General features: G+C 42.5%; 19 protein-coding genes. 11 read left to right on the plus strand and 8 right to left on the minus strand.

Features of this window, described 5'->3' with window-relative positions; genetic code table 11:
* Positions 1–497 precede the first annotated feature (497 nt).
* The 3 genes from COR50_RS02035 (at position 498) to COR50_RS02045 (ending at position 2,705) form a co-directional block, all read left to right on the plus strand.
* Complete coding sequence (locus tag COR50_RS02035) at positions 498–1,661, plus strand: FecR family protein (RefSeq protein WP_098192427.1); 1,164 nt, start codon at positions 498–500, stop codon at positions 1,659–1,661.
* A gap of 158 nt (positions 1,662–1,819) precedes the next feature.
* Positions 1,820–2,233 (plus strand): hypothetical protein, encoded by a 414-nt coding sequence (locus COR50_RS02040; protein ID WP_098192428.1) that lies wholly within the window; start codon positions 1,820–1,822, stop codon positions 2,231–2,233.
* Between the two features lie 151 nt (positions 2,234–2,384).
* On the plus strand, positions 2,385–2,705 hold the full coding sequence (locus COR50_RS02045; RefSeq protein ID WP_317044428.1) for a DUF6624 domain-containing protein: 321 nt from the start codon (positions 2,385–2,387) through the stop codon (positions 2,703–2,705).
* A 498-nt stretch (positions 2,706–3,203) separates the two neighbouring features.
* Here COR50_RS02045 and sucD read toward each other — a convergent pair whose 3' ends face one another.
* The 4 genes from sucD to COR50_RS02065 form a co-directional block, all read right to left on the minus strand.
* Positions 3,204–4,082 carry a succinate--CoA ligase subunit alpha gene (gene sucD / locus COR50_RS02050; protein WP_098192430.1) on the minus strand — a complete coding sequence of 293 codons (879 nt, stop codon included), beginning with the start codon at positions 4,080–4,082 and terminating at the stop codon, positions 3,204–3,206.
* A 95-nt stretch (positions 4,083–4,177) separates the two neighbouring features.
* Complete coding sequence (locus COR50_RS02055) at positions 4,178–5,008, minus strand: ABC transporter ATP-binding protein (protein WP_098192431.1); 831 nt, start codon at positions 5,006–5,008, stop codon at positions 4,178–4,180.
* Positions 5,009–5,028: 20 nt separating this feature from the next.
* Complete coding sequence (locus tag COR50_RS02060) at positions 5,029–5,772, minus strand: MlaE family ABC transporter permease (protein WP_098192432.1); 744 nt, start codon at positions 5,770–5,772, stop codon at positions 5,029–5,031.
* A gap of 303 nt (positions 5,773–6,075) precedes the next feature.
* Entirely contained in the window at positions 6,076–7,107 is a 1,032-nt protein-coding gene (locus COR50_RS02065; protein WP_098192433.1) for a hypothetical protein, read from the minus strand.
* A gap of 134 nt (positions 7,108–7,241) precedes the next feature.
* On the opposite strand from COR50_RS02065, the gene COR50_RS02070 reads away from it, so the two are divergent.
* The 4 genes from COR50_RS02070 (at position 7,242) to COR50_RS02085 (ending at position 10,420) form a co-directional block, all read left to right on the plus strand.
* Positions 7,242–8,060, plus strand: a complete 819-nt coding sequence (locus COR50_RS02070; protein ID WP_098196067.1) for a DUF6597 domain-containing transcriptional factor — start codon at positions 7,242–7,244, stop codon at positions 8,058–8,060.
* A gap of 98 nt (positions 8,061–8,158) precedes the next feature.
* Positions 8,159–8,800, plus strand: coding sequence for an NAD(P)-dependent oxidoreductase (locus tag COR50_RS02075; protein WP_098192434.1), 642 nt, complete (start codon positions 8,159–8,161; stop codon positions 8,798–8,800).
* A gap of 12 nt (positions 8,801–8,812) precedes the next feature.
* Positions 8,813–9,322 (plus strand): anthrone oxygenase family protein, encoded by a 510-nt coding sequence (locus tag COR50_RS02080; protein ID WP_098192435.1) that lies wholly within the window; start codon positions 8,813–8,815, stop codon positions 9,320–9,322.
* 126 nt (positions 9,323–9,448) lie between these two features.
* A complete protein-coding gene (locus COR50_RS02085) occupies positions 9,449–10,420 on the plus strand; it encodes an aldo/keto reductase (protein ID WP_098192436.1) in 972 nt (323 codons plus the stop codon).
* 1,195 nt (positions 10,421–11,615) lie between these two features.
* Here the strand turns inward: COR50_RS02085 and COR50_RS02090 are convergent.
* A complete protein-coding gene (locus COR50_RS02090) occupies positions 11,616–12,056 on the minus strand; it encodes a DUF2147 domain-containing protein (protein ID WP_098192437.1) in 441 nt (146 codons plus the stop codon).
* Positions 12,057–12,233: 177 nt separating this feature from the next.
* Between COR50_RS02090 and COR50_RS02095 the strand changes: the two genes are divergently transcribed.
* The 3 genes from COR50_RS02095 to COR50_RS02105 all read left to right on the plus strand — a co-directional run bounded on the left by COR50_RS02095 (position 12,234) and on the right by COR50_RS02105 (position 14,672).
* On the plus strand, positions 12,234–12,611 hold the full coding sequence (locus tag COR50_RS02095) for a ribosomal maturation YjgA family protein (protein WP_098192438.1): 378 nt from the start codon (positions 12,234–12,236) through the stop codon (positions 12,609–12,611).
* Between the two features lie 43 nt (positions 12,612–12,654).
* Complete coding sequence (locus COR50_RS02100) at positions 12,655–14,112, plus strand: DNA/RNA non-specific endonuclease (protein WP_098192439.1); 1,458 nt, start codon at positions 12,655–12,657, stop codon at positions 14,110–14,112.
* A gap of 110 nt (positions 14,113–14,222) precedes the next feature.
* On the plus strand, positions 14,223–14,672 hold the full coding sequence (locus tag COR50_RS02105; RefSeq protein WP_098192440.1) for an META domain-containing protein: 450 nt from the start codon (positions 14,223–14,225) through the stop codon (positions 14,670–14,672).
* Positions 14,673–14,775: 103 nt separating this feature from the next.
* Here the strand turns inward: COR50_RS02105 and COR50_RS02110 are convergent, their stop codons facing one another.
* The gene (locus tag COR50_RS02110; RefSeq protein WP_098192441.1) at positions 14,776–15,126 is read right to left on the minus strand and encodes a hypothetical protein; all 351 of its coding nucleotides are present in this window, start codon (positions 15,124–15,126) and stop codon (positions 14,776–14,778) included.
* 236 nt (positions 15,127–15,362) lie between these two features.
* On the opposite strand from COR50_RS02110, the gene COR50_RS02115 reads away from it, so the two are divergent.
* Positions 15,363–15,554: a DUF6496 domain-containing protein gene (locus tag COR50_RS02115; RefSeq protein ID WP_098192442.1), complete on the plus strand. Its 192-nt coding sequence runs from the start codon at positions 15,363–15,365 to the stop codon at positions 15,552–15,554.
* Between the two features lie 324 nt (positions 15,555–15,878).
* On the opposite strand, the gene COR50_RS02120 is transcribed toward COR50_RS02115, so the two are convergent.
* Together COR50_RS02120 and COR50_RS02125 are read right to left on the minus strand one after the other, a co-directional pair.
* The gene (locus tag COR50_RS02120; RefSeq protein ID WP_098192443.1) at positions 15,879–17,024 is read right to left on the minus strand and encodes a sialidase family protein; all 1,146 of its coding nucleotides are present in this window, start codon (positions 17,022–17,024) and stop codon (positions 15,879–15,881) included.
* Between the two features lie 141 nt (positions 17,025–17,165).
* Positions 17,166–18,272 (minus strand): TlpA disulfide reductase family protein, encoded by a 1,107-nt coding sequence (locus tag COR50_RS02125; protein ID WP_098192444.1) that lies wholly within the window; start codon positions 18,270–18,272, stop codon positions 17,166–17,168.
* Positions 18,273–18,292: the final 20 nt, after the last annotated feature.

Genomic DNA, 18,292 nt, shown 5'->3' on the forward strand with positions numbered 1-18,292 from the left:
CAACCCCTTATCAAATATTTTGTATCAAGCAATTTTATGCCGCCGATATAAGATATTTTTTTACCGGCATATGCTTCCGGGTATTACAACTATATATACCCCTTTTATTACCGCAAGGATTTATTAAAAGTATTTAATATAGCTCTGTACCTTATTATATGATGCACACTAATTATTTCCATATTACTGCCTTAAATTCCCAGGTGACCTAACAAGCTATCTTTCAATTTTTGCAACAAACTATTCACTAGAGTCAATTTATACTCGCTTGAGTCAAATTAAAATAAAAAATATTTATCCTTCTTTGGGGCTGTTAATCAAGGTATTTACATAGCCGTAAAACATTCATTACAAACTATTTAAAGAGTTTACCTAAGCTCTTATTTCCGAAAATCATCCGAAAAAAAATCGTCGATCTGAAAAAATAATCGACATTTTTATAACCCTTATTCGCAAAAAAAGACATTTATATATGGAACACCATAAAATTGGTGTCTATGAAAATGAAATATTCACAAAATTTCATCCATCGTAAAATGACTGAAAAGCTCGCGGGAATGCTTCCTGCTTCCGAAGAGCAGTGGCTGGATGATTTGATAAAAAGTGACCCGGTGGTTCGAGATACCTGGCTCGAACTGCAAAAGAATTTTACGAAGGAGGACAGGGAACAACTTTGCAGCCGCTTTAACGGGGAGCTGCATCCCATTGATTTTGCCTCAATACCCCCCAATGTTTTGGAAAAACCCCAAAGCAGTATTACGAGGTACCTGCTTGCTGCATGCGCTGCTGCTGCGGCCATCATAATTTCTATCCTGGTGATTAGACCCGGTAACCGGCAAGTGGACCAGTCCGTTACCTATACTTACCACCGGCAAGGATGGGAAGATACGGCACAGTTTACGCAACTACAGCTTTCGAACGGCAGGGTCGTTAACCTGGGTAAGGTCAGCGGTAATTTCATAGTTGATAGCGTTTCCCTGAATGGTCAAAACAGTACCCTTAGCTTCCGGGAAGACTTGCCGCTTCCCAGTGGCATAAACTCGGTGATCGTTCCGGTTGGGAAAAGCTATAAAGTAATATTGGGCGATGGCTCAGAGGTGTGGCTAAATTCCCAGTCCTTGCTCGACTTCCCATTCAGGTTCGATGGTGCGAGCCGGGAAATATCTATTTCCGGCGAGGCTTACGTAAAAGTGGCGCAAGATGCTGATAAACCGTTTATCGTTCACATGGATGATGGAGATATACAGGTTCTCGGTACCGAGTTTAACGTGAATGCATATGAAGAGCCGTCCGTGAAGATATCGCTGGTGAAAGGCGCCATCAAGTATGTCAATAAGTCTACTTCCATTCGTTTACAACCCGGCAAACAACTTCAAATGACCCGGGGAAAATCAAACAAGATCGTGGATTTTGATATTGATAAGACCACGGCATGGAGGGATGGTAAATATTATTTTGAAAATGCGAGCCTGGAAGATATTTGCAAGATATTACCACGTTGGTATGGTGTAACTGTTATCATGGATCAACAGCAGATACAAGATATCCCTTTTAGCGGTTCCATGGATCGCGTTCAACCCTTGAAAATTTTCTTGGAAAACTTGTCACTCACTGCTAACGTGAAATACTATATGCAGGATGGTAAAGTGCATTTCTACTAGAATAAAAAAGTGAACAATTCATAGGCTCAACCGAAAGGAGTTTTTTTAGTACGGATTTGTTACCCGAGCATAGGACGATAAACTGGATCGAATACGTTGGCATTTAAATTCCCGACACCCTGAATTACATTGATCATTGGCAATTTAAACTTGAATCCATGATGATGCTTAACCATGAACTTCCTGGAACCGATTTGCATGGAATCTGTAAGCATGTAGCATTACAGCAACAGGTACCCAGCACCTTCGTCTGCTTCTTAATGTTTGAGCGCTTATACAGCATCAAACCCGATGAAGCAATCATATTTTTATTCGATAGCGATTTGGCTACTTTCCTAAGAAAACACAAGGGCCGGTTCGAAATGAAACCAGTCCATAATCACATCCTATTAAAGTTCGAAGATGGCAGCACCTTGGCCCATAAAAATGCAGATATAACTTGGTACGAATTCTTCGCGCATTCATACATTGATTGTAGCCCCAAAAAGGTACAGGAGCTGAACCGTGCATTGTGGAATACACTTTCCCTCGATGTGCAATCAAGATATCAAGCTCCTATCATCGCAATGTAAATTAACCCCAAATGGAGATTGATCAAGGAAATTGGCCTTCTTTGATTTTCTCCGAATAGTTTAGATCTTGGCTAGTAATTTCCCGGCTCCTATTTAGGAGCTGGGGCTTTTTAACAAGAACAGGAATAAAGTGTATCCGGATGGTTCTTGGATGGCATGGGCAATAGCCCAACACTCCCAGGACATCCACTTCCAACGAAAATGTTTGAAATTATTAGAGAAAACCCTGGCAACAAATGAACCCGAACCTGTATTATACGCAGAATTATACGACCGTATCTGTAGAAACACCAACCATAAACAAAAGTTTGGACAGGCCATTATCGAGAAAAACGGTGTGAAAAAATTCTATCCTATCGAGAATAAACCTGGCGTTGATGCCAGGAGGGCCTCAATCGGCTTGGTTCCTCTACAAGTTTACGCGAACGAAAACCACGTTGAATATAAAAGCGAAAAATCAAGTCGAATGTAAAAATGCGTTTTTAACCCTAAAAGGGCAATTTCCGAAAAAATTGAGGTTAATGAATCCCTGGTTACCCACTTTCGAAGCCCTATGGGGTACTTCAGAAGTGGGTATAGGTACCTAGGAAGTGGGGGCAGGTACTTCTGAACTCCAATCCCGGGATTATTTTAAGGTCGATACCCACCCGGCAAGTGGTGGGGGGTACTCCCGAGGTGGGTATCTTTTGTCGTATATGCTAAAAAATGTCCTTTCAGGGAGATTTTTTACCTTTTTTCCATCCAATTAAGCCTTTGTAACCTTGAATACCCACCTATTTTATCCAAATATCGAGTTAAAAGACCCTCCGTTGGAGTTCTGAAGTGGGTAGGGGTACTTCGGAGGTGGGTAGGGGTACTTGCTAAGTGGGTAAAGGCAGTAAAAATTAGAAAAATTTTTATGTTATATACTTTAAATACGAAACCCGTATCCTGAAGGACACGGGTTTCTATAATATTATTTCGACGAATATTAAGCGGTAACACCTAAAACTTCGGCCATTTTCTTACCGATATCGGCAGGACTTTCTACAACGTGCACGCCGCATTCAGCCATGATTTTCATCTTGGCAGCAGCAGTATCGTCGGCGCCGCCAACGATAGCCCCGGCATGTCCCATACGGCGACCCGGAGGCGCAGTTTGCCCGGCGATAAAACCAACAACGGGCTTAGTGCCATTTTCCTTGATCCACTTAGCCGCTTCAGCTTCCATACCACCACCGATCTCTCCAATCATGATAATAGCATCAGTTTCGGGGTCATTCATCAATAATTCTACTGCATCTTTAGTAGGGGTACCGATAATTGGGTCCCCACCGATACCGATGGCAGTGGAAATGCCCATACCTGCTTTAACCACCTGGTCAGCAGCTTCATATGTCAAGGTACCGGATTTAGAAACGATACCGATACGTCCTTTTTTAAAGATAAAGCCGGGCATGATACCCACTTTTGCTTCTTCGGCGGTGATAACACCCGGGCAGTTAGGGCCAACAAGGCGTGTATTTTTACCAACGAGGGCGTTTTTAGCTTTGATCATATCCTGAACGGGAATACCTTCAGTAATACATACCACCAAGCCCACACCGGCATCAGCAGCTTCCATGATGGCATCGGCAGCAAATGCTGGAGGAACGAAGATGATAGATACATCGGCCCCGGTAGCGGCTACGGCATCAGCCACGGTATTGAATACTGGTTTACCCAGATGCGTGTTACCACCTTTACCGGGAGTTACACCACCCACCAGGTTGGTTCCGTATTCAATCATTTGTGTTGCGTGGAAAGTACCTTCAGTGCCGGTAAATCCTTGTACAATCACCTTGCTATGCTTATTTACTAAAACACTCATCGCGCTTTGATTTATTGGTTTAAATATGATTATTTGCTCTTCTAATGGTGCGGCAAAAATAAAATATAATGGGGAAATAGCAATTACCCAAAATGTTAAGCTCCCGTTCCGGGGTCTTCTTTCTTATTAGCCGGCAGCTTGGAGCGCCAATTTTGATCTTGGAACATCTCCATCTGGCGCATTTCCTTGGCATCCCGTAAAAATTCGGAGGCAAAGATAAAGTCATTCAGCTTCTCATCCTTCGCGAAAACAATTTCCTTGTTGGTTCCTTCCCACTGTTTTAACCCTTGATACATATAAATTATATGATCGCCGCTCTCCATCACGGTATTCATATCATGGGTATTGATCACCGTGGTAATGTTAAATTCTTTAGTTAATTCACTGATGAGCTTATCAATAACTAGGGAGGTTTGCGGATCTAGGCCGGAATTGGGTTCATCACAAAATAAGTACTTGGGATTCAATACGATGGCCCTAGCGATGCCCACGCGCTTTTTCATACCGCCGCTGATTTCTGCCGGGAATTTCTTAGCGGCATCCGAAAGGTTTACACGATCCAGGCATTCAGCAACCCTTTTCTGTTTTTCTTTATAATTTCCCATCGAAAACATATCGAGCGGGAACATCACGTTTTGTTCTACGGTCATACTGTCAAACAAAGCGGAACCTTGAAACAGCATCCCTATTTCCTGGCGGATTCCTTTCTTTTCCTTATCATTCATGGCTGTAAAATCCTGCCCGTTGTAGAGAACCCTACCGCTATCGGGCTTTACTAAGCCAACCATACATTTCATCAGCACGGTTTTACCGCTACCGCTGGCACCAATGATCAAATTCGTTTTCCCGGCTTCCATTTCTGCCGTCACATCTTGCAAAACCACCTTTTCCCCGAAGCTTTTACGAATATTTTCCAGTTTGATCATCCTTTATATTTTTCCAAGCCTTATAATAAGATTGCTGCTAATATATAATCTGCAAATAGTATCAAGATACAACTGATTACCACGGCCCTCGTGCTTGCCCGGCCAATCTCCAGCGCCCCGCCTTGCACGTAATAACCGTAATAAGCCGGGATACTCGAAATAATGAAGGAGTAAGTATACGCTTTAGCCAAGGCGAAAAACACGTTGTAGCCGTTAAACGACTGGCGCAGGCCCTGCATATATTGCTCTTTAGACAAAATACCTGATAAGTAACCTGCCATCTTTCCACCCCATATACCGAGGAAAGCGGCAATGACCACTAAACAAGGAATTGTTACTAGGGCTCCTAATATCTTGGGCCCGATCAGGTATGCTTTCGTATTGATACCCATGATTTCCAAGGCATCGATTTGTTCCGATACCCTCATATTTCCAAGTTCTGATGCGATTTTAGAGCCGATTACGCCTCCCAATACGATACAAACCATGGTGGGCGCCATCTCCAGGATCATGGTATCCCTAACGATCTGGGCAATAGTAGACCGAGGGATAATCGGGCTAACAAGTTGGTAGGCCGTTTGCACGGTAGTTACCGCCCCGAGGAAGAGCGAGATTATTAATACAATGCCTAGCGATCCGATTCCTATTTCCGAGCATTGATGCATGAATTCCTTCCAATACATCTTTCCGTTTTCCGGGCGGCTAAACATGCCCTTGAGCATCATCAGGTACCTACCGAAAATGTAGAAAAAATTAAACTGCATAATGGTCAAAGATAGGAAAGAGTTGGCAGTTCTCACCCGGCACTTCGTTAAATATTAGCAATTATTTAAATCTTCCGGCTCTTATCCAGGGTATGTGTCCCGTCTTCCATTTTCCTTTGGCGTTTCCAGCTACAGGTGTTCGAAACCCCGGTTTGTTTATTTGACTACTTTGCCCTAATGTCGAAAATCCCGGCTGGTTCGAGCTTGGAAGCCGGAACTAGCGAGGGTTCAGAGGTTAACAACATTTTGCAAGAGCAAAACAATTTAAAAACATACATGCTTGTAGTAATACCCGGACTAAAATCATTTAAATCGCCTGACTAACAAACGTTTCAAACTACGTTCTATGATCTCCCCCATCGTTTTACATCTTGAGAAAACAGCATCTTCATAATGTTCTGCTAATTCTTCTCCCAGCTGCTGGATTTTATCGGGCAATGAAACACGATCTGTCATAATCACATCCCTTAAATCCTTGATGCGGTGCCTTTGCGCTTTGATCCTACGTGCCATCAACGCGCGTTCTTCCTGCTGGTATTGCTTCACAACCTCGGCATTCAAATGCTTCATCGCCAATTCTACGAATACCCGGTTCTCCTTAAAGAATTGGGGCATGTACAAAGTTTTCTTGCCTTCGTAAAATTGTTGATCAAAGTCGATAGCCCGGATACGGAACTGCACATCATCGAAATCCTGCGTGATATCGAAGACGAAATTGTAAGACCGCATGTCACCCAATAAGCGGACGAAGCAACGTTCATTGAACTTGACAAATTCCTTCGCGATACGCTTGGGGTTAAATTCCGGTCGATTGATATAATGCATGGCAAATACATCTCCCGGCACCCCGGCAATATGTTCTTCCACGAGTGTATCGCCATCGATCAAGAAATTCATCCAGTATGGTGAAAGGATGTGTTCTAATTCCAAGCCGTAAATCCTGGAGGAGTCCGCTATCTTGATATAAAAATAATCGTATACTTCGTTGTAATTATTGACAATTTTAATCCGGAATGGATTAGAATTTCCGAAAGTGCAATAATCGATCCTTTCAATATGCAAATGTTCTTCCGCGGCCTGGTCGCCACCTGCTTTCAACAAGGAATATATCCTTTTCAGGCCGCCATGCAAGCGTTGGATCATGCTTGGCGGATAAATTACGCTTTCCCACAAGGTGTCCTTGCCTTCTTTATCATATACGGGAATCCCGGTATCAAAATATCTTAAATCTTCATACGAGATAGGTAGTTTTATCTCCCTATCATACATCTTCAAATAATTTCTAAAAGCAGGGTTTAATGGAAAAAATACTTTCTTTCGGGATATCGATTGCATGAGCCGAAATTAGGAAAATTTCCGTTAGGACCAGATGATCTCCATGAAATTCAACATGATATATTTCCGGTAAGCTTTCCTTGTTCCCGAACATGCAACTTACTTGTTCCGAAAATTTCGATATCTTTATCCATATGCATTATTCAATGATTCCGGCGCCTGCTGCTTTGCAGAAATATATTAAACACTTCTGGGTGTTGGAAGGGAATGTTGCTGCGCCTCAAACCCCATCTTCGTTCCGTACATTGGCCGATGGGACACCGGGTTTTATCTTTCAAAACCGCGACAGGGGCACTTTATATCAATTTGATAAAAAGTTACCCGGCACCTTCCTATACGGGCAAGCTACCCGGGCGGCAAGTATTCAAATTGAAGGCGATTTTGATACGGTCGGCATCTTTTTCCAGCCATACGGCCTGAAAGCCATTTTCGGGATCGATGCAGGCGAGCTGACAGATGATTGCCAGGAATTTAATCCTTACCAGGCAGCTATGAATGATTCGTTAGCAGGTATTTTGCAAGCGGCCACTTCCAGGGAAGTAAGGATTCATCGATTGATTTCGTACATAGAAGAACAAATTGTTCGCCAACGGAAAAAACAGGATGCAGCCATCATGTACGCCGCTGAAAAGATCTGGATGTTAAAAGGGAACATCGACTTACATGAATTAAGGGCAGAACTGTTCTTAACAGAAAGAAGCTTTGAACGGAAGTTTAAACAATACATCGGGCTCCCACCCAAAATGTTTGCCCGGATCGCAAAATTCCAGTCCAGCTTACATTATCTACGAACAGCCAATTTTGACAAATTATCTGATATCGCGTACTTACACGATTATACAGATCAATCCCATTTTATCCGCAATTTCAAGGAATTTGCCGGATGCTCACCGTTACAATTACAACAATTACAAGAAACCGTAATGGATAGTAGCGTTACCGGAACCCTGTAAGTCCCCAGTTGCCCCCTTCGCTTTTGCCTACAATTTTGTCGATTTTGTACAATTCCTGCGTAGTGCCATACAATAATTTTGTTTCAAATTAATATGCTATGAAACGAATTATCATTTTTGGCGCTAGCGGCGCTACCGGTCAACAAGTTTTGAAACAAGCACTAGAACCAGGTTACGAGGTAACGGCTTTCGTTCGCGACCCGGCAAAAATTTTGCTGAAAGCACCCAACCTGACCGTTGTACAAGGGGATGTATTAAACGCGATAGCCGTGCATGCCGCCCTCAAAAACCAGGATGCCGTGATGTGTACCTTGGGAGCCCCAGCCAATAAAACCGGGGTCGTCCGTTCACAAGGCAGTCTCAATATTATACAAGGTATGCAAGCCCTGGGTATCAAGCGGCTCATTTGTCAAACCTCCCTCGGCTTCGGTGACGGTAAAGAAGTGTTAAATCAAACATCATTTATTTTTAAACATATTATCGTACCATTTTTCTTACAAAATGCATTCGATGATCATGCCGTACAGGAAGATTATATCAAGAAAAGCGGTTTAGATTGGACAATCATCAGGCCGGGAAACCTTACGGATGGGCCATTGACCGGGATATACCAGCACGGCGAGCAGTTGCATTTGAAAAAAATCAAGGTGAAAGTAAGCCGCGCGGATGTCGCACATCTGATGTTAAAAGAATTGACGCAAACACAATATTTACATAAAACCCCGGGTATTTCATATTAATATATTTTTGTCATGGGATTAACCAGTTCTATTATCAGCATCATAACCTGCGGATTAATTGCGGGCATTTTTTTCGCATTCAGTATCGCGATCAACCCGGCATTCAGCAAATTGGACGACCTGGCTTATATCAAGGCGATGCAACATATCAATGAAAGCATTCAAAACCTGTTATTCTTGGCATGCTTTCTTTTGCCCTGCTTCCTGTTGCCGGTTTCTGCTTGGTTAAATTTTAAACAGGGTGCTATTGCCGCCGCTTGGCTGTTTACAATCGCCGCCCTGCTTTATATTATTGGCGTATTTGGGCTGACCATCGCTGTCAATGTTCCGCTGAATAACCAGCTAGCTACCCTTACTATACACGGTGAACAATTATCTATTGTAAGGCATCAGTTCTCGGGCAAGTGGAACCTGGCCCATACCTGGCGCACGGCTTTATCAATCGTAGTATTTATCATTAATATCCTGGCCCTTTGCGCCATGTTTAAAGGAACGCCTGCCGGGGTAATTAAAACCGCATAATCCGCCATTGCCCGTAATGAATGATACTGAATTCGCCGCTTTGTATAAAAAGCAGATAATTTTCAATTATAAACAATTTATAGTAGTTTAATGCTTCGATTTTATTCACTATTCAACTACTTGTAAATGGAATATAGAAAATTTGGTAGGACAGGCTGGGAAGTTAGCGAAGTGGGATATGGCATGTGGGGCATGGCCGGTTGGACGGGTTCCGAAACAACCGAAGTTAATACGGCGCTGGATAAAGCGATCGAATTAGGTTGTAATTTCTTCGATACCGCCTGGGCTTACGGTGATGGTTTGAGTGAACAAATATTACGGGATACCCTGAAGCGGCATTCACAGAAACGTTTATACGTGGCCACTAAAATACCGCCTAAAAACAGGCAATGGCCTTCCAAACCCAGTGCCAAGTTGGAAGAGGTATTCCCGGCAGATTATATTATTGAATACACCGAGAAAAGTCTCAAGAACCTCGGTATAGAAAGCATCGATTTGCAGCAGTTCCATGTTTGGGAAGACAACTGGGCGCAAATGGATGAATGGAAAGAAGCCATTACAAAATTGTCGAAAGAAGGTAAAGTAAAAGCTTGGGGTCTCAGCGTAAACCGTTGGGAACCTAATAACTGCCTCGAAACATTAAAAACCGGATTAATTGATGGCGTGCAAGTCATTTATAACATTTTCGATCAAGCGCCGGAGGATCAACTATTCCCGCTTTGCCAAGAATTGAATCTCGGTATCATCGCGCGCGTACCATTCGATGAGGGAACTTTAACCGGTACATTCACCAAGGAAACCAGCTTTCCGAAAGATGACTGGCGTTCTACTTATTTCGTGCCGGAAAACTTAAACTCCAGCGTCGAACATGCGGATGCACTCCGCCCAGTAATTCCGCAGGGCATGACGATGGCCGAGATGGCATTACGTTTTATTATTAGTAACCCTGCCGTTGCCACTACGATTCCCGGTATGCGGAAAGTTAAAAACGTAATCTCCAATATGGGCTGTAGTGATGGTAAAGGCTTGGATAAAGAATTATTAAAAGAATTGAAAGGTCACCGCTGGGATCGAACACCCACCGGTTGGTCCCAATAATGTTTCCTTTTATTGATAATGATGGCCAACGGTTCGAACTTGAACGATCGAACTGTTGGCTATCCTTCTCAGAAGACTAGCCCGGCATTCGAACCTTGCCCCGGCTTTTCTTATGCAGCATTTGAATTTTACGTTAAAATAACCTGCTATCCTCAATTACCTGAACTGCTCGCTAGTTCGAGCTTCCAAGCTCGGACTCCCATATAGTGGAACGTTCTGCTGATAGAACATCGTGTTCGGCAGCATTAGAAATCCAACAACTGGACCTTTAAAGTGCAGGGAGTAAGTGCCTTTCGTTTTCGATACTATTGTTAGAATACTTAACCGGGCGTTGATCCGATCTTGGAAGCTCGAACCAGCTGGGACTGAGGAAGACAAATCATCCAGACATCGAACACCGTTTCCAATTCCGATATCTTGTTTCACCGGGCGTTGATCCGATCTTGGAAGCCCGAACCAGCTGGGAGTGAGGAAGACAATTCATCCAGACATCGAACACCATTTCCAATTCCGATATATTGTTTCTCATGCTAACGATCGGCTCGCGTCCAAGTTGTTATTTGCCAAAATACGGGGCGCCGATATTTGAATTTTACGTTAAAATAACCTGCTATCCTCAATTACCTGAACTGCTCGCTAGTTCGAGCTTCCAAGCTCGGACTCCCATATAGTGGAACGTTCTGCTGATAGAGCATCGTGTTCGGCAGCATTAGAAATCCAACAACTGGACCTTTAAAGTGCAGGGAGTAAGTGCCTTTCGTTTTCGATACTATTGTTAGAATACTTAACCGGGCGTGGGTCCGATCTTGGAAGCTCGAACCAGCTGGGAGTGAGGAAGACAAATCATCCAGACATCGAACACCGTTTCAAATTCCGATATCTTGTTTCACCGGGCGTTGATCCGATCTTGGATGCTCGAACCAACAGGGATTGATGAAGACAAATCATCCAGCCATCAAACCACGTTTCCAATTCCGATATCTTGTTTCACCGGGCGTTGATCCGATCTTGAAGCTCGAACCAGCTGGGAATGAGGAAGACAAATCATTCAGACATCGAACACCGTTTCAAATTCCGATATCTTGTTTCACCGGGCGTTGATCCGATCTTGGATGCTCGAACCAACAGGGATTGATGAAGACAAATCATCCAGCCATCAAACCACGTTTCCAATTCCGATAACTCGTATCTCAAGCTAACGATCGGCTCTCTTCCAAGTTGTTGTTCTGCCAAAAAGCGGGGCGCCGATGTATCCGCGGATATCCAATTCATTGGAGCCATCCAGTTCCATTTTGCTGCTATACGTTTTACCGCTTTTAGGATCATAAATTTTCCCGCCGGTCCATTCGCCGTCATCATATTTGAAGCCGTGCAAGATGACTAAGTTCATCAATGTTCGCGTTCTCAGTTTTGAATCAGAATTTTTGCTGTCCTTCCGTGGTGTAGTACCATCATCTTCATACATATTTTTTAACCAGGTGATCTTTCCTTCATACGTGTTACCATTTTTATACATGGTTATTTTTGCATCCTTCTCCTGGTTCCACCAAGTTCCCAATACAGCGTCAGCAGATTGTGCATGAACAAAGCTTACGAAGCTCATGAACAAAAAGAGTAACCAACTTATCTTTTTCATATTGCATGGTTTTGGTGTTATTAAATTTACGATGAAATTTTGGTTTGAAAGGATGCGGAAATATGTTTTCCGGAAGCGTTGAAAACAATTTTACGGTTTACCGTTTAAGATATCTTCCTAGATAAGCTAATTTTATGTTTAATTTGCATTTATAACCGAATGAACCATTCACATCCTATGCTAAGATTTCACCGGGTATTTGCTGTATTAACCATCCTGTTATTTATAATTGAAGTAATTATCGCGGTTTATATTCACGATGATTTTATCAGGCCGTATTTTGGAGATTTTCTTGTGGTCATGTTAATCTACTGCTTCTTGGCTACATTTGTTAAAATACCGGTTTGGTTGGGTAGCGCCTGTGTTTTAGTATTTGCTTACCTCGTTGAATTGGCCCAATATTTTAATCTCGTCAAGCTACTCGGCTTACAACATAGCCGTATGGCCAACATCGTGATCGGAAATCACTTTGAATGGATCGATATCTTATGTTATACTTTAGGAGTAATAACATTTTATCCTATCGCGAAAATTATTGAAGCCAAAACAAAATAAGTATTTACGCCTGCCATTATTTTTGTGCCCTTTGTAAAGTATTATGCCGACAACACGAAAGAAAAAGAAGAAAGGAAATAAAAGTAAACAGAAGAATAAGTTTACAGTATGGTTGATATTAATTGCAGCAGCATTTATTGTCAGCACCTGTTCCCGGCAACTTACAAATATCAAGGAATATTTACCTACAACGATTACCGGGAATGATCCGCGGCCGGATGAACAAGTTGCACCGGAAACTTCCGATGAAAGGCATTTGCTGTTGGAAAGCTTCGAATACAGCGCCAAACCGGCTTACAACCGGGAACTTCTCGAATTACCGACCGGGCCATGGTTGTTCAAAGATGCCATGATCGGGGATCTCAAGATGGATCATAAAGACGGGAAACAGGCTGCCCGCTTACGCAACAATGGCTTTATCCGCATGGAATACGACTTGCAGCCGGAAGCTGCTATACACGTTAGCATCCTGCATGCACGCTTCGGTAATGATGCCGCCAGCACCTGGCAGTTATGGTATTCTACCGACAGGGGGGCTACTTACAAACAAGCCGGCAATACGATTCGCAGTAATGCAATACAATTACAAAGAGCGCATTTCAATATTCCGAAAGCTTCCGCGCTCCGTCTCGAAATCAGGAAATCAGGTAGCGACAATAACCGCGTCAATATAGATGCCATTGCCATTTCATACCGGGATCGCAGGGTTGTAAACAAACCCTCACGCGCAGATCATAAAAAATCTGAACTGGATGATGATCACCTGTTGCTCGGTAACCCTAGCCATGCCAGTACCGATATCAGCTTCCCTGATAATTACTTACTCGACAAAAAGTTTTTCAAACTATCCTACAACAAGGCTAAAGGAACACCCAACTGGGTCAGTTGGCATTTAGACAAAAATGACATGGGAAAGGCATCCAGGCAAAAAGATTTTAACCAGGACGGATCCTTGCCTCCAGGTTGGTACCAAGTTAGCCACTCCAGTTATTCCGGCAGCGGTTTCGACCGCGGGCATAACTGTCCTTCAGCAGACCGGACTTCCAGCCGGGAAGCCAATAATGCAACATTTTATATGACCAATATGCTACCCCAAGCGCCCAACCATAACCAGCACCTATGGGCCAACTTGGAAGAGTATACGAGAGGACTGGTAAAACGAGGCAACGAGGTTTACATAATAATGGGAAGTTACGGCATTGGAGGTATCGGCAACCGTGGGAAAATAGAAAAGATCGATAAAAAAAGAATTACGGTGCCGAGCCATATCTGGAAAATAATAGTAGTGATTCCATATGGGAATAACGATTTGGCGCGTATCAATAAAAACACGAGGGTCATCGCTGTAAATACGCCCAATAGCAATACGGCTGATCATAATTGGCGGAAATATATCACCTCTGTAGCGGAGATCGAAGCAGCAACCCATTATCATTTTTTCACAAGTTTGCCGGACAGCACCCGGGAGATTTTAATATATAAAACCGACCAGGGCCGGTAAAATGCAACTATTTTAAAGACTAATTGTTTATTGAATGTGTAACATTTATGACCTCGAAACCTTTATATCATAGTTTATAACACATTCATAATCATATTAATTATTTATTTATGAGATTAGCAATCCTACTGTCAGCAGTTTGCATTTTAGCATTTAGTTGTAAAACCAAAGCCCCATCCGGAAGCGTTATGAACCCCACATTAGAAGAAACGTATTGGAAATTGGTCGAGTTAAACGGCCAGGCGGTAACCGCTAAACCGGCTACCGGGAAAGACATATATTTTATACTCAGGAAAGACGGCAACAAGGTGCAGGGATTCGCAGGCTGTAATGGTTTCGGGGGCACTTATGAATTAAAAGAAGGCGACCGTATCCGTTTTTCACAAATGATCAGCACGATGATGGCCTGCGATGTACTTGAAACGGAAAACAAGTTGATGAAGGTTTTCGAAATGGCAGATAATTACAACCTGGTGGATAATAGATTGATGCTTAATAAAGCCCGCATGGCGCCCCTGGCCCGATTCGAAGCAGTAAAATCCGTGAAGGGGCTGAAATAATATCATTAAGATCATCATCGGTATAACTGGAAAACGGCTTACCCGGTATTCGCATCAAAATACCCGGTAAGCCGTATGCTACAGCATTATACCGTGTATTGACTTAGTAGCGGAGTTTATTGCCCAGGTGAATTTTCCTTTCCGTATTTTCTTTTCCGTATAAATTCTTCCTACTAGGATCCGCTTCATGATTTTCATCATCCAAATGAGATTCCATATCCGGATCAAAGCCCCCTTCATTCATTTCATTCGGAACTTTCGCTTCTTCATCCTCATATGCTTCCTTAGCAGTACGCTTTACTTTTCCAGGCGGGAATTTATTAGGTGAGTTATCAATAAATTCATCGTAATATTTAGAGCGGCGACTATATTTCTTCAAGTCCTTTTCATCCTTGTTGGTAGGATCCAGCGGGTAATTTTTCCTATTTTTTCCACTTTTAGCATCATTTTTCATGGCAAATAAGTTTGATGTTCAATGTTAATAGTGAAAAGTCTATGCCAAATGGAATCTCAAGCATTTACCGCTATTGGCGGTGGGCTGATCTCCACGGTTCGGGTAGTTTTATCCACATGTTTAGTATACTTAATGCCGGTAAAAGGTCCATCTGGAATTGGTCTACAATTTGCGCGATTTTATATATAGAAGTCCTATTTATCTTATTTATTAATATAAAATAAATTGATCCAATCATGGCTAAATATTCAAAGAAAAGCCAAGAAAAAGTAGGCAAGGCTTTACACGAAATGAAAGAAGGTGAGTTGAAAAGCGGCAGCGGTAAAAAAGTAACCAGCAGGAAACAAGCCATCGCTATCGGACTTTCCGAAGCAAGGGAAGAGGGTGACAAAGTGCCTAAAAAAAGTAGTAGCAAAAAGAAAAGTTAACCGGCATTTGATTGCAAGGTTAAACCCGTACATATTTCCGTAGGAGGATATTTCCGGTACGATTCTATTGCTGTCGGAAAGCTTTTTTCGTGATTGAGATTTGTTATTCTATCCCGGGTAAGCAGGAGGTCCTTGTTAGTTCAAATTGTGCTTGGATCCGATCTTGAAAACCCGGATCGGCAAGCGCTTTGAGCATCTGGGCAAACCATTCAAAAAATGAATCGAAGTTTCGACGCTTGCATTCGAATCTCGTAGCAAGAGATATGCTTCCACGGAAATCAGTACGAATTATAAAGAAAATTGATCATTTCCCGCAGCTCCTTATCAAAATTTCTGCACTGCAAATACGATCCTTTTATAATCATCGATCTCAAATAAAATACCAACCGTTTTCTTGTTAATGAACGCGATATCAGAATAAGCGGAATAGCTTCCCTTGCTTTCCGCATCCGGACTTTTGGCTATCACATATTTCTTACCATATGATTTACCGTCATCACGGCTGACATACAAAGTTAGATTATCGCGCCGGGTAGTGCTGGCATTATTACAGAACAACAATTTTGTACCGGAAGATAATATACTTCCCTGGCATACCGGGTCCGGTAATTGATGATCGATATAAGTCGTATCCCAGTGTGCCCCACCATCCTTGCTGATGGCAATAATCCGCGCCCTTTCATTGCCCTGTTGATTGCGGGCGTTCATCATGAGCTTCCCATCACTCAATACAGCGGACATGGATTCATTACCACCGGCATAAGGCACATTTTCAGAAAGATGAAACGTCTTGCCATGATCGTCAGTATAATAGCCGTGTGCCTGGTAATCTTTAAAATGCGGCTGCGGGTTTCCCCGTGAATGATTGGCAGAAACGTAAATCCGTCCTGCATATGTTCCGGACTTAAATTGCAGTGCATGACCGGGGCTGTTAGCATAACTCCTCCAATCTAAGGAATCTTGATACCTGGAATTATTGGGATGATGAACCTGCTGGGTAATGTTTACCGGTTTATCCCAAGAATTTCCGCCATCGGTAGAACATACATACCAAACTTCCCTGAGACCGTGACCCTTCCTAACTTCACCTTCGTGATTATTTCCCGTATTGTAAAATAAAAATATTCTTCCCCCCGGGTAATTCGGATCTGCCAGGTCCACGACAGGGGCCGGGTTCCCGGCCTGCAAGTGATCTACATCTACCACCACTTGCAATGCAGACCAAGTCTTACCATGATCATTACTTTTCTTCATTACAATATCGATATTGCCGAAATCTCCCGCGTTATTCACCCGCCCTTCGCAAAAAGCTAATAAATCGCCATTAGGCAAGCTCACTAAAGCCGGAATCCTAAAATTCTTATAGCCATCATTTCCTCCTGCGAAAACCGTAGTATATTTTTTTTGAGCAAAAGCAAACGAAAAAGAGAGCAACAATCCTATGCAGCAAAGACATTTCTTGAGTAGCATTTGTAATTCGTTTTAATAGGATCCCAAATTATAGAATAAAAATCCTTGATACAAGTGCCGCCATAAAAAAAGCTTCTAGGCAATGTACCTAGAAGCCTTTTACATAGCTTGATTTTAATGATTGACTATCAAAATCATCTATTAATTAAATATCTCTTCTAATTTTTGATATAATTCTTCTCCCCTCAGGTTCTTAGCGATAATTTTACCATTTTCATCGAGGATAAAGTTTGTTGGAACGGCCCTGATACCTAATTTACCAACATATTCCCCTTTCCAGCCTTTCAAGTCCGAAACATGCTTCCAACTCAAACCATCTGCATCAATAGCTTTCAACCAGTTAGCTTTTTTATCATCCAAAGAAACACCGACAATTTCGAAACCCTTATCATGAAAAGCTTTATATGCTTTTACCACGTTCGGGTTTTCCTTTCGGCAGGGACCGCACCAGCTAGCCCAAAAATCCACCATCACGATTTTACCTTTATAATCAGATAAACTAACCATCTTTCCATTGACATCAGGTAATGACAACTCGATTGTTTTACCGATAGCTGTTTTCTGTTCAATTGCTAAATATTCTTCGATTTTCTTACCATAAAAGGAAGCTTTTGCCTGGGCACCTAATTTCGCATATTCCTTTACCGCCCTCTCCGTATTTGGATAATTTACATAGCGATCTACAATTACGTATGCGCTCACCGGGGAGTTAGGATATTTGTCTACTATCTTTGTAACTGCATCAGCCATCCGTTGATCTAATGCAGCAAACCCATCTTCTCCCTTCTTTCTCAGCGCTTCTCCAGCGGATTTATCTTCCAGTTTACCTGCACTATCCAGCATTTTGTATAATTTACCGGCATCTTGCCTGATAGCTTCCCATTCAGCATCCCATTCATTATAGATGTTGTTTGCTGCTGAACCTTTGATAACGGCATCCGCCCAGCTTTTACCGGAAGCGGTAAATGTAAGGTCATGGGTATCCATGAAGAATGCTTTCCAGGCAGGACTAAACTTTGATGTACCTGAAATCGCGATCATCTCGGCATTGGAGACCGGTACAGAAAAGGAAAATTTACCATTTTTCAACAAAACGGAATCCAGCTGATCCGAAGTTCCGGTAAACTTATGCAAGTAAATATACTTGCCTTCAAAGTTCTTTATCTGCCCGGATATCTTGTATTTACTTTGAGCGCCTACTTGCAACATTGCAACAGCCGACAAAGCTGTTAATAATAATTTTTTCATCTGACTAAGCTTTATTTGTT

This window comes from Chitinophaga caeni (assembly GCF_002557795.1).
GTDB lineage: Bacteria > Bacteroidota > Bacteroidia > Chitinophagales > Chitinophagaceae > Chitinophaga > Chitinophaga caeni.

Coding starts and splice junctions, on each gene's coding strand:
- COR50_RS02035 (WP_098192427.1), top strand. CDS start 498: ATGAAAATGAAATATTCACAAAATTTCATCCATCGTAAAATGACTGAA.
- COR50_RS02040 (WP_098192428.1), top strand. CDS start 1,820: ATGATGATGCTTAACCATGAACTTCCTGGAACCGATTTGCATGGAATC.
- COR50_RS02045 (WP_317044428.1), top strand. CDS start 2,385: ATGGCATGGGCAATAGCCCAACACTCCCAGGACATCCACTTCCAACGA.
- sucD (WP_098192430.1), bottom strand. CDS start 4,082: ATGAGTGTTTTAGTAAATAAGCATAGCAAGGTGATTGTACAAGGATTT.
- COR50_RS02055 (WP_098192431.1), bottom strand. CDS start 5,008: ATGATCAAACTGGAAAATATTCGTAAAAGCTTCGGGGAAAAGGTGGTT.
- COR50_RS02060 (WP_098192432.1), bottom strand. CDS start 5,772: ATGCAGTTTAATTTTTTCTACATTTTCGGTAGGTACCTGATGATGCTC.
- COR50_RS02065 (WP_098192433.1), bottom strand. CDS start 7,107: ATGCAATCGATATCCCGAAAGAAAGTATTTTTTCCATTAAACCCTGCT.
- COR50_RS02070 (WP_098196067.1), top strand. CDS start 7,242: ATGCATTATTCAATGATTCCGGCGCCTGCTGCTTTGCAGAAATATATT.
- COR50_RS02075 (WP_098192434.1), top strand. CDS start 8,159: ATGAAACGAATTATCATTTTTGGCGCTAGCGGCGCTACCGGTCAACAA.
- COR50_RS02080 (WP_098192435.1), top strand. CDS start 8,813: ATGGGATTAACCAGTTCTATTATCAGCATCATAACCTGCGGATTAATT.
- COR50_RS02085 (WP_098192436.1), top strand. CDS start 9,449: ATGGAATATAGAAAATTTGGTAGGACAGGCTGGGAAGTTAGCGAAGTG.
- COR50_RS02090 (WP_098192437.1), bottom strand. CDS start 12,056: ATGAAAAAGATAAGTTGGTTACTCTTTTTGTTCATGAGCTTCGTAAGC.
- COR50_RS02095 (WP_098192438.1), top strand. CDS start 12,234: ATGCTAAGATTTCACCGGGTATTTGCTGTATTAACCATCCTGTTATTT.
- COR50_RS02100 (WP_098192439.1), top strand. CDS start 12,655: ATGCCGACAACACGAAAGAAAAAGAAGAAAGGAAATAAAAGTAAACAG.
- COR50_RS02105 (WP_098192440.1), top strand. CDS start 14,223: ATGAGATTAGCAATCCTACTGTCAGCAGTTTGCATTTTAGCATTTAGT.
- COR50_RS02110 (WP_098192441.1), bottom strand. CDS start 15,126: ATGAAAAATGATGCTAAAAGTGGAAAAAATAGGAAAAATTACCCGCTG.
- COR50_RS02115 (WP_098192442.1), top strand. CDS start 15,363: ATGGCTAAATATTCAAAGAAAAGCCAAGAAAAAGTAGGCAAGGCTTTA.
- COR50_RS02120 (WP_098192443.1), bottom strand. CDS start 17,024: ATGCTACTCAAGAAATGTCTTTGCTGCATAGGATTGTTGCTCTCTTTT.
- COR50_RS02125 (WP_098192444.1), bottom strand. CDS start 18,272: ATGAAAAAATTATTATTAACAGCTTTGTCGGCTGTTGCAATGTTGCAA.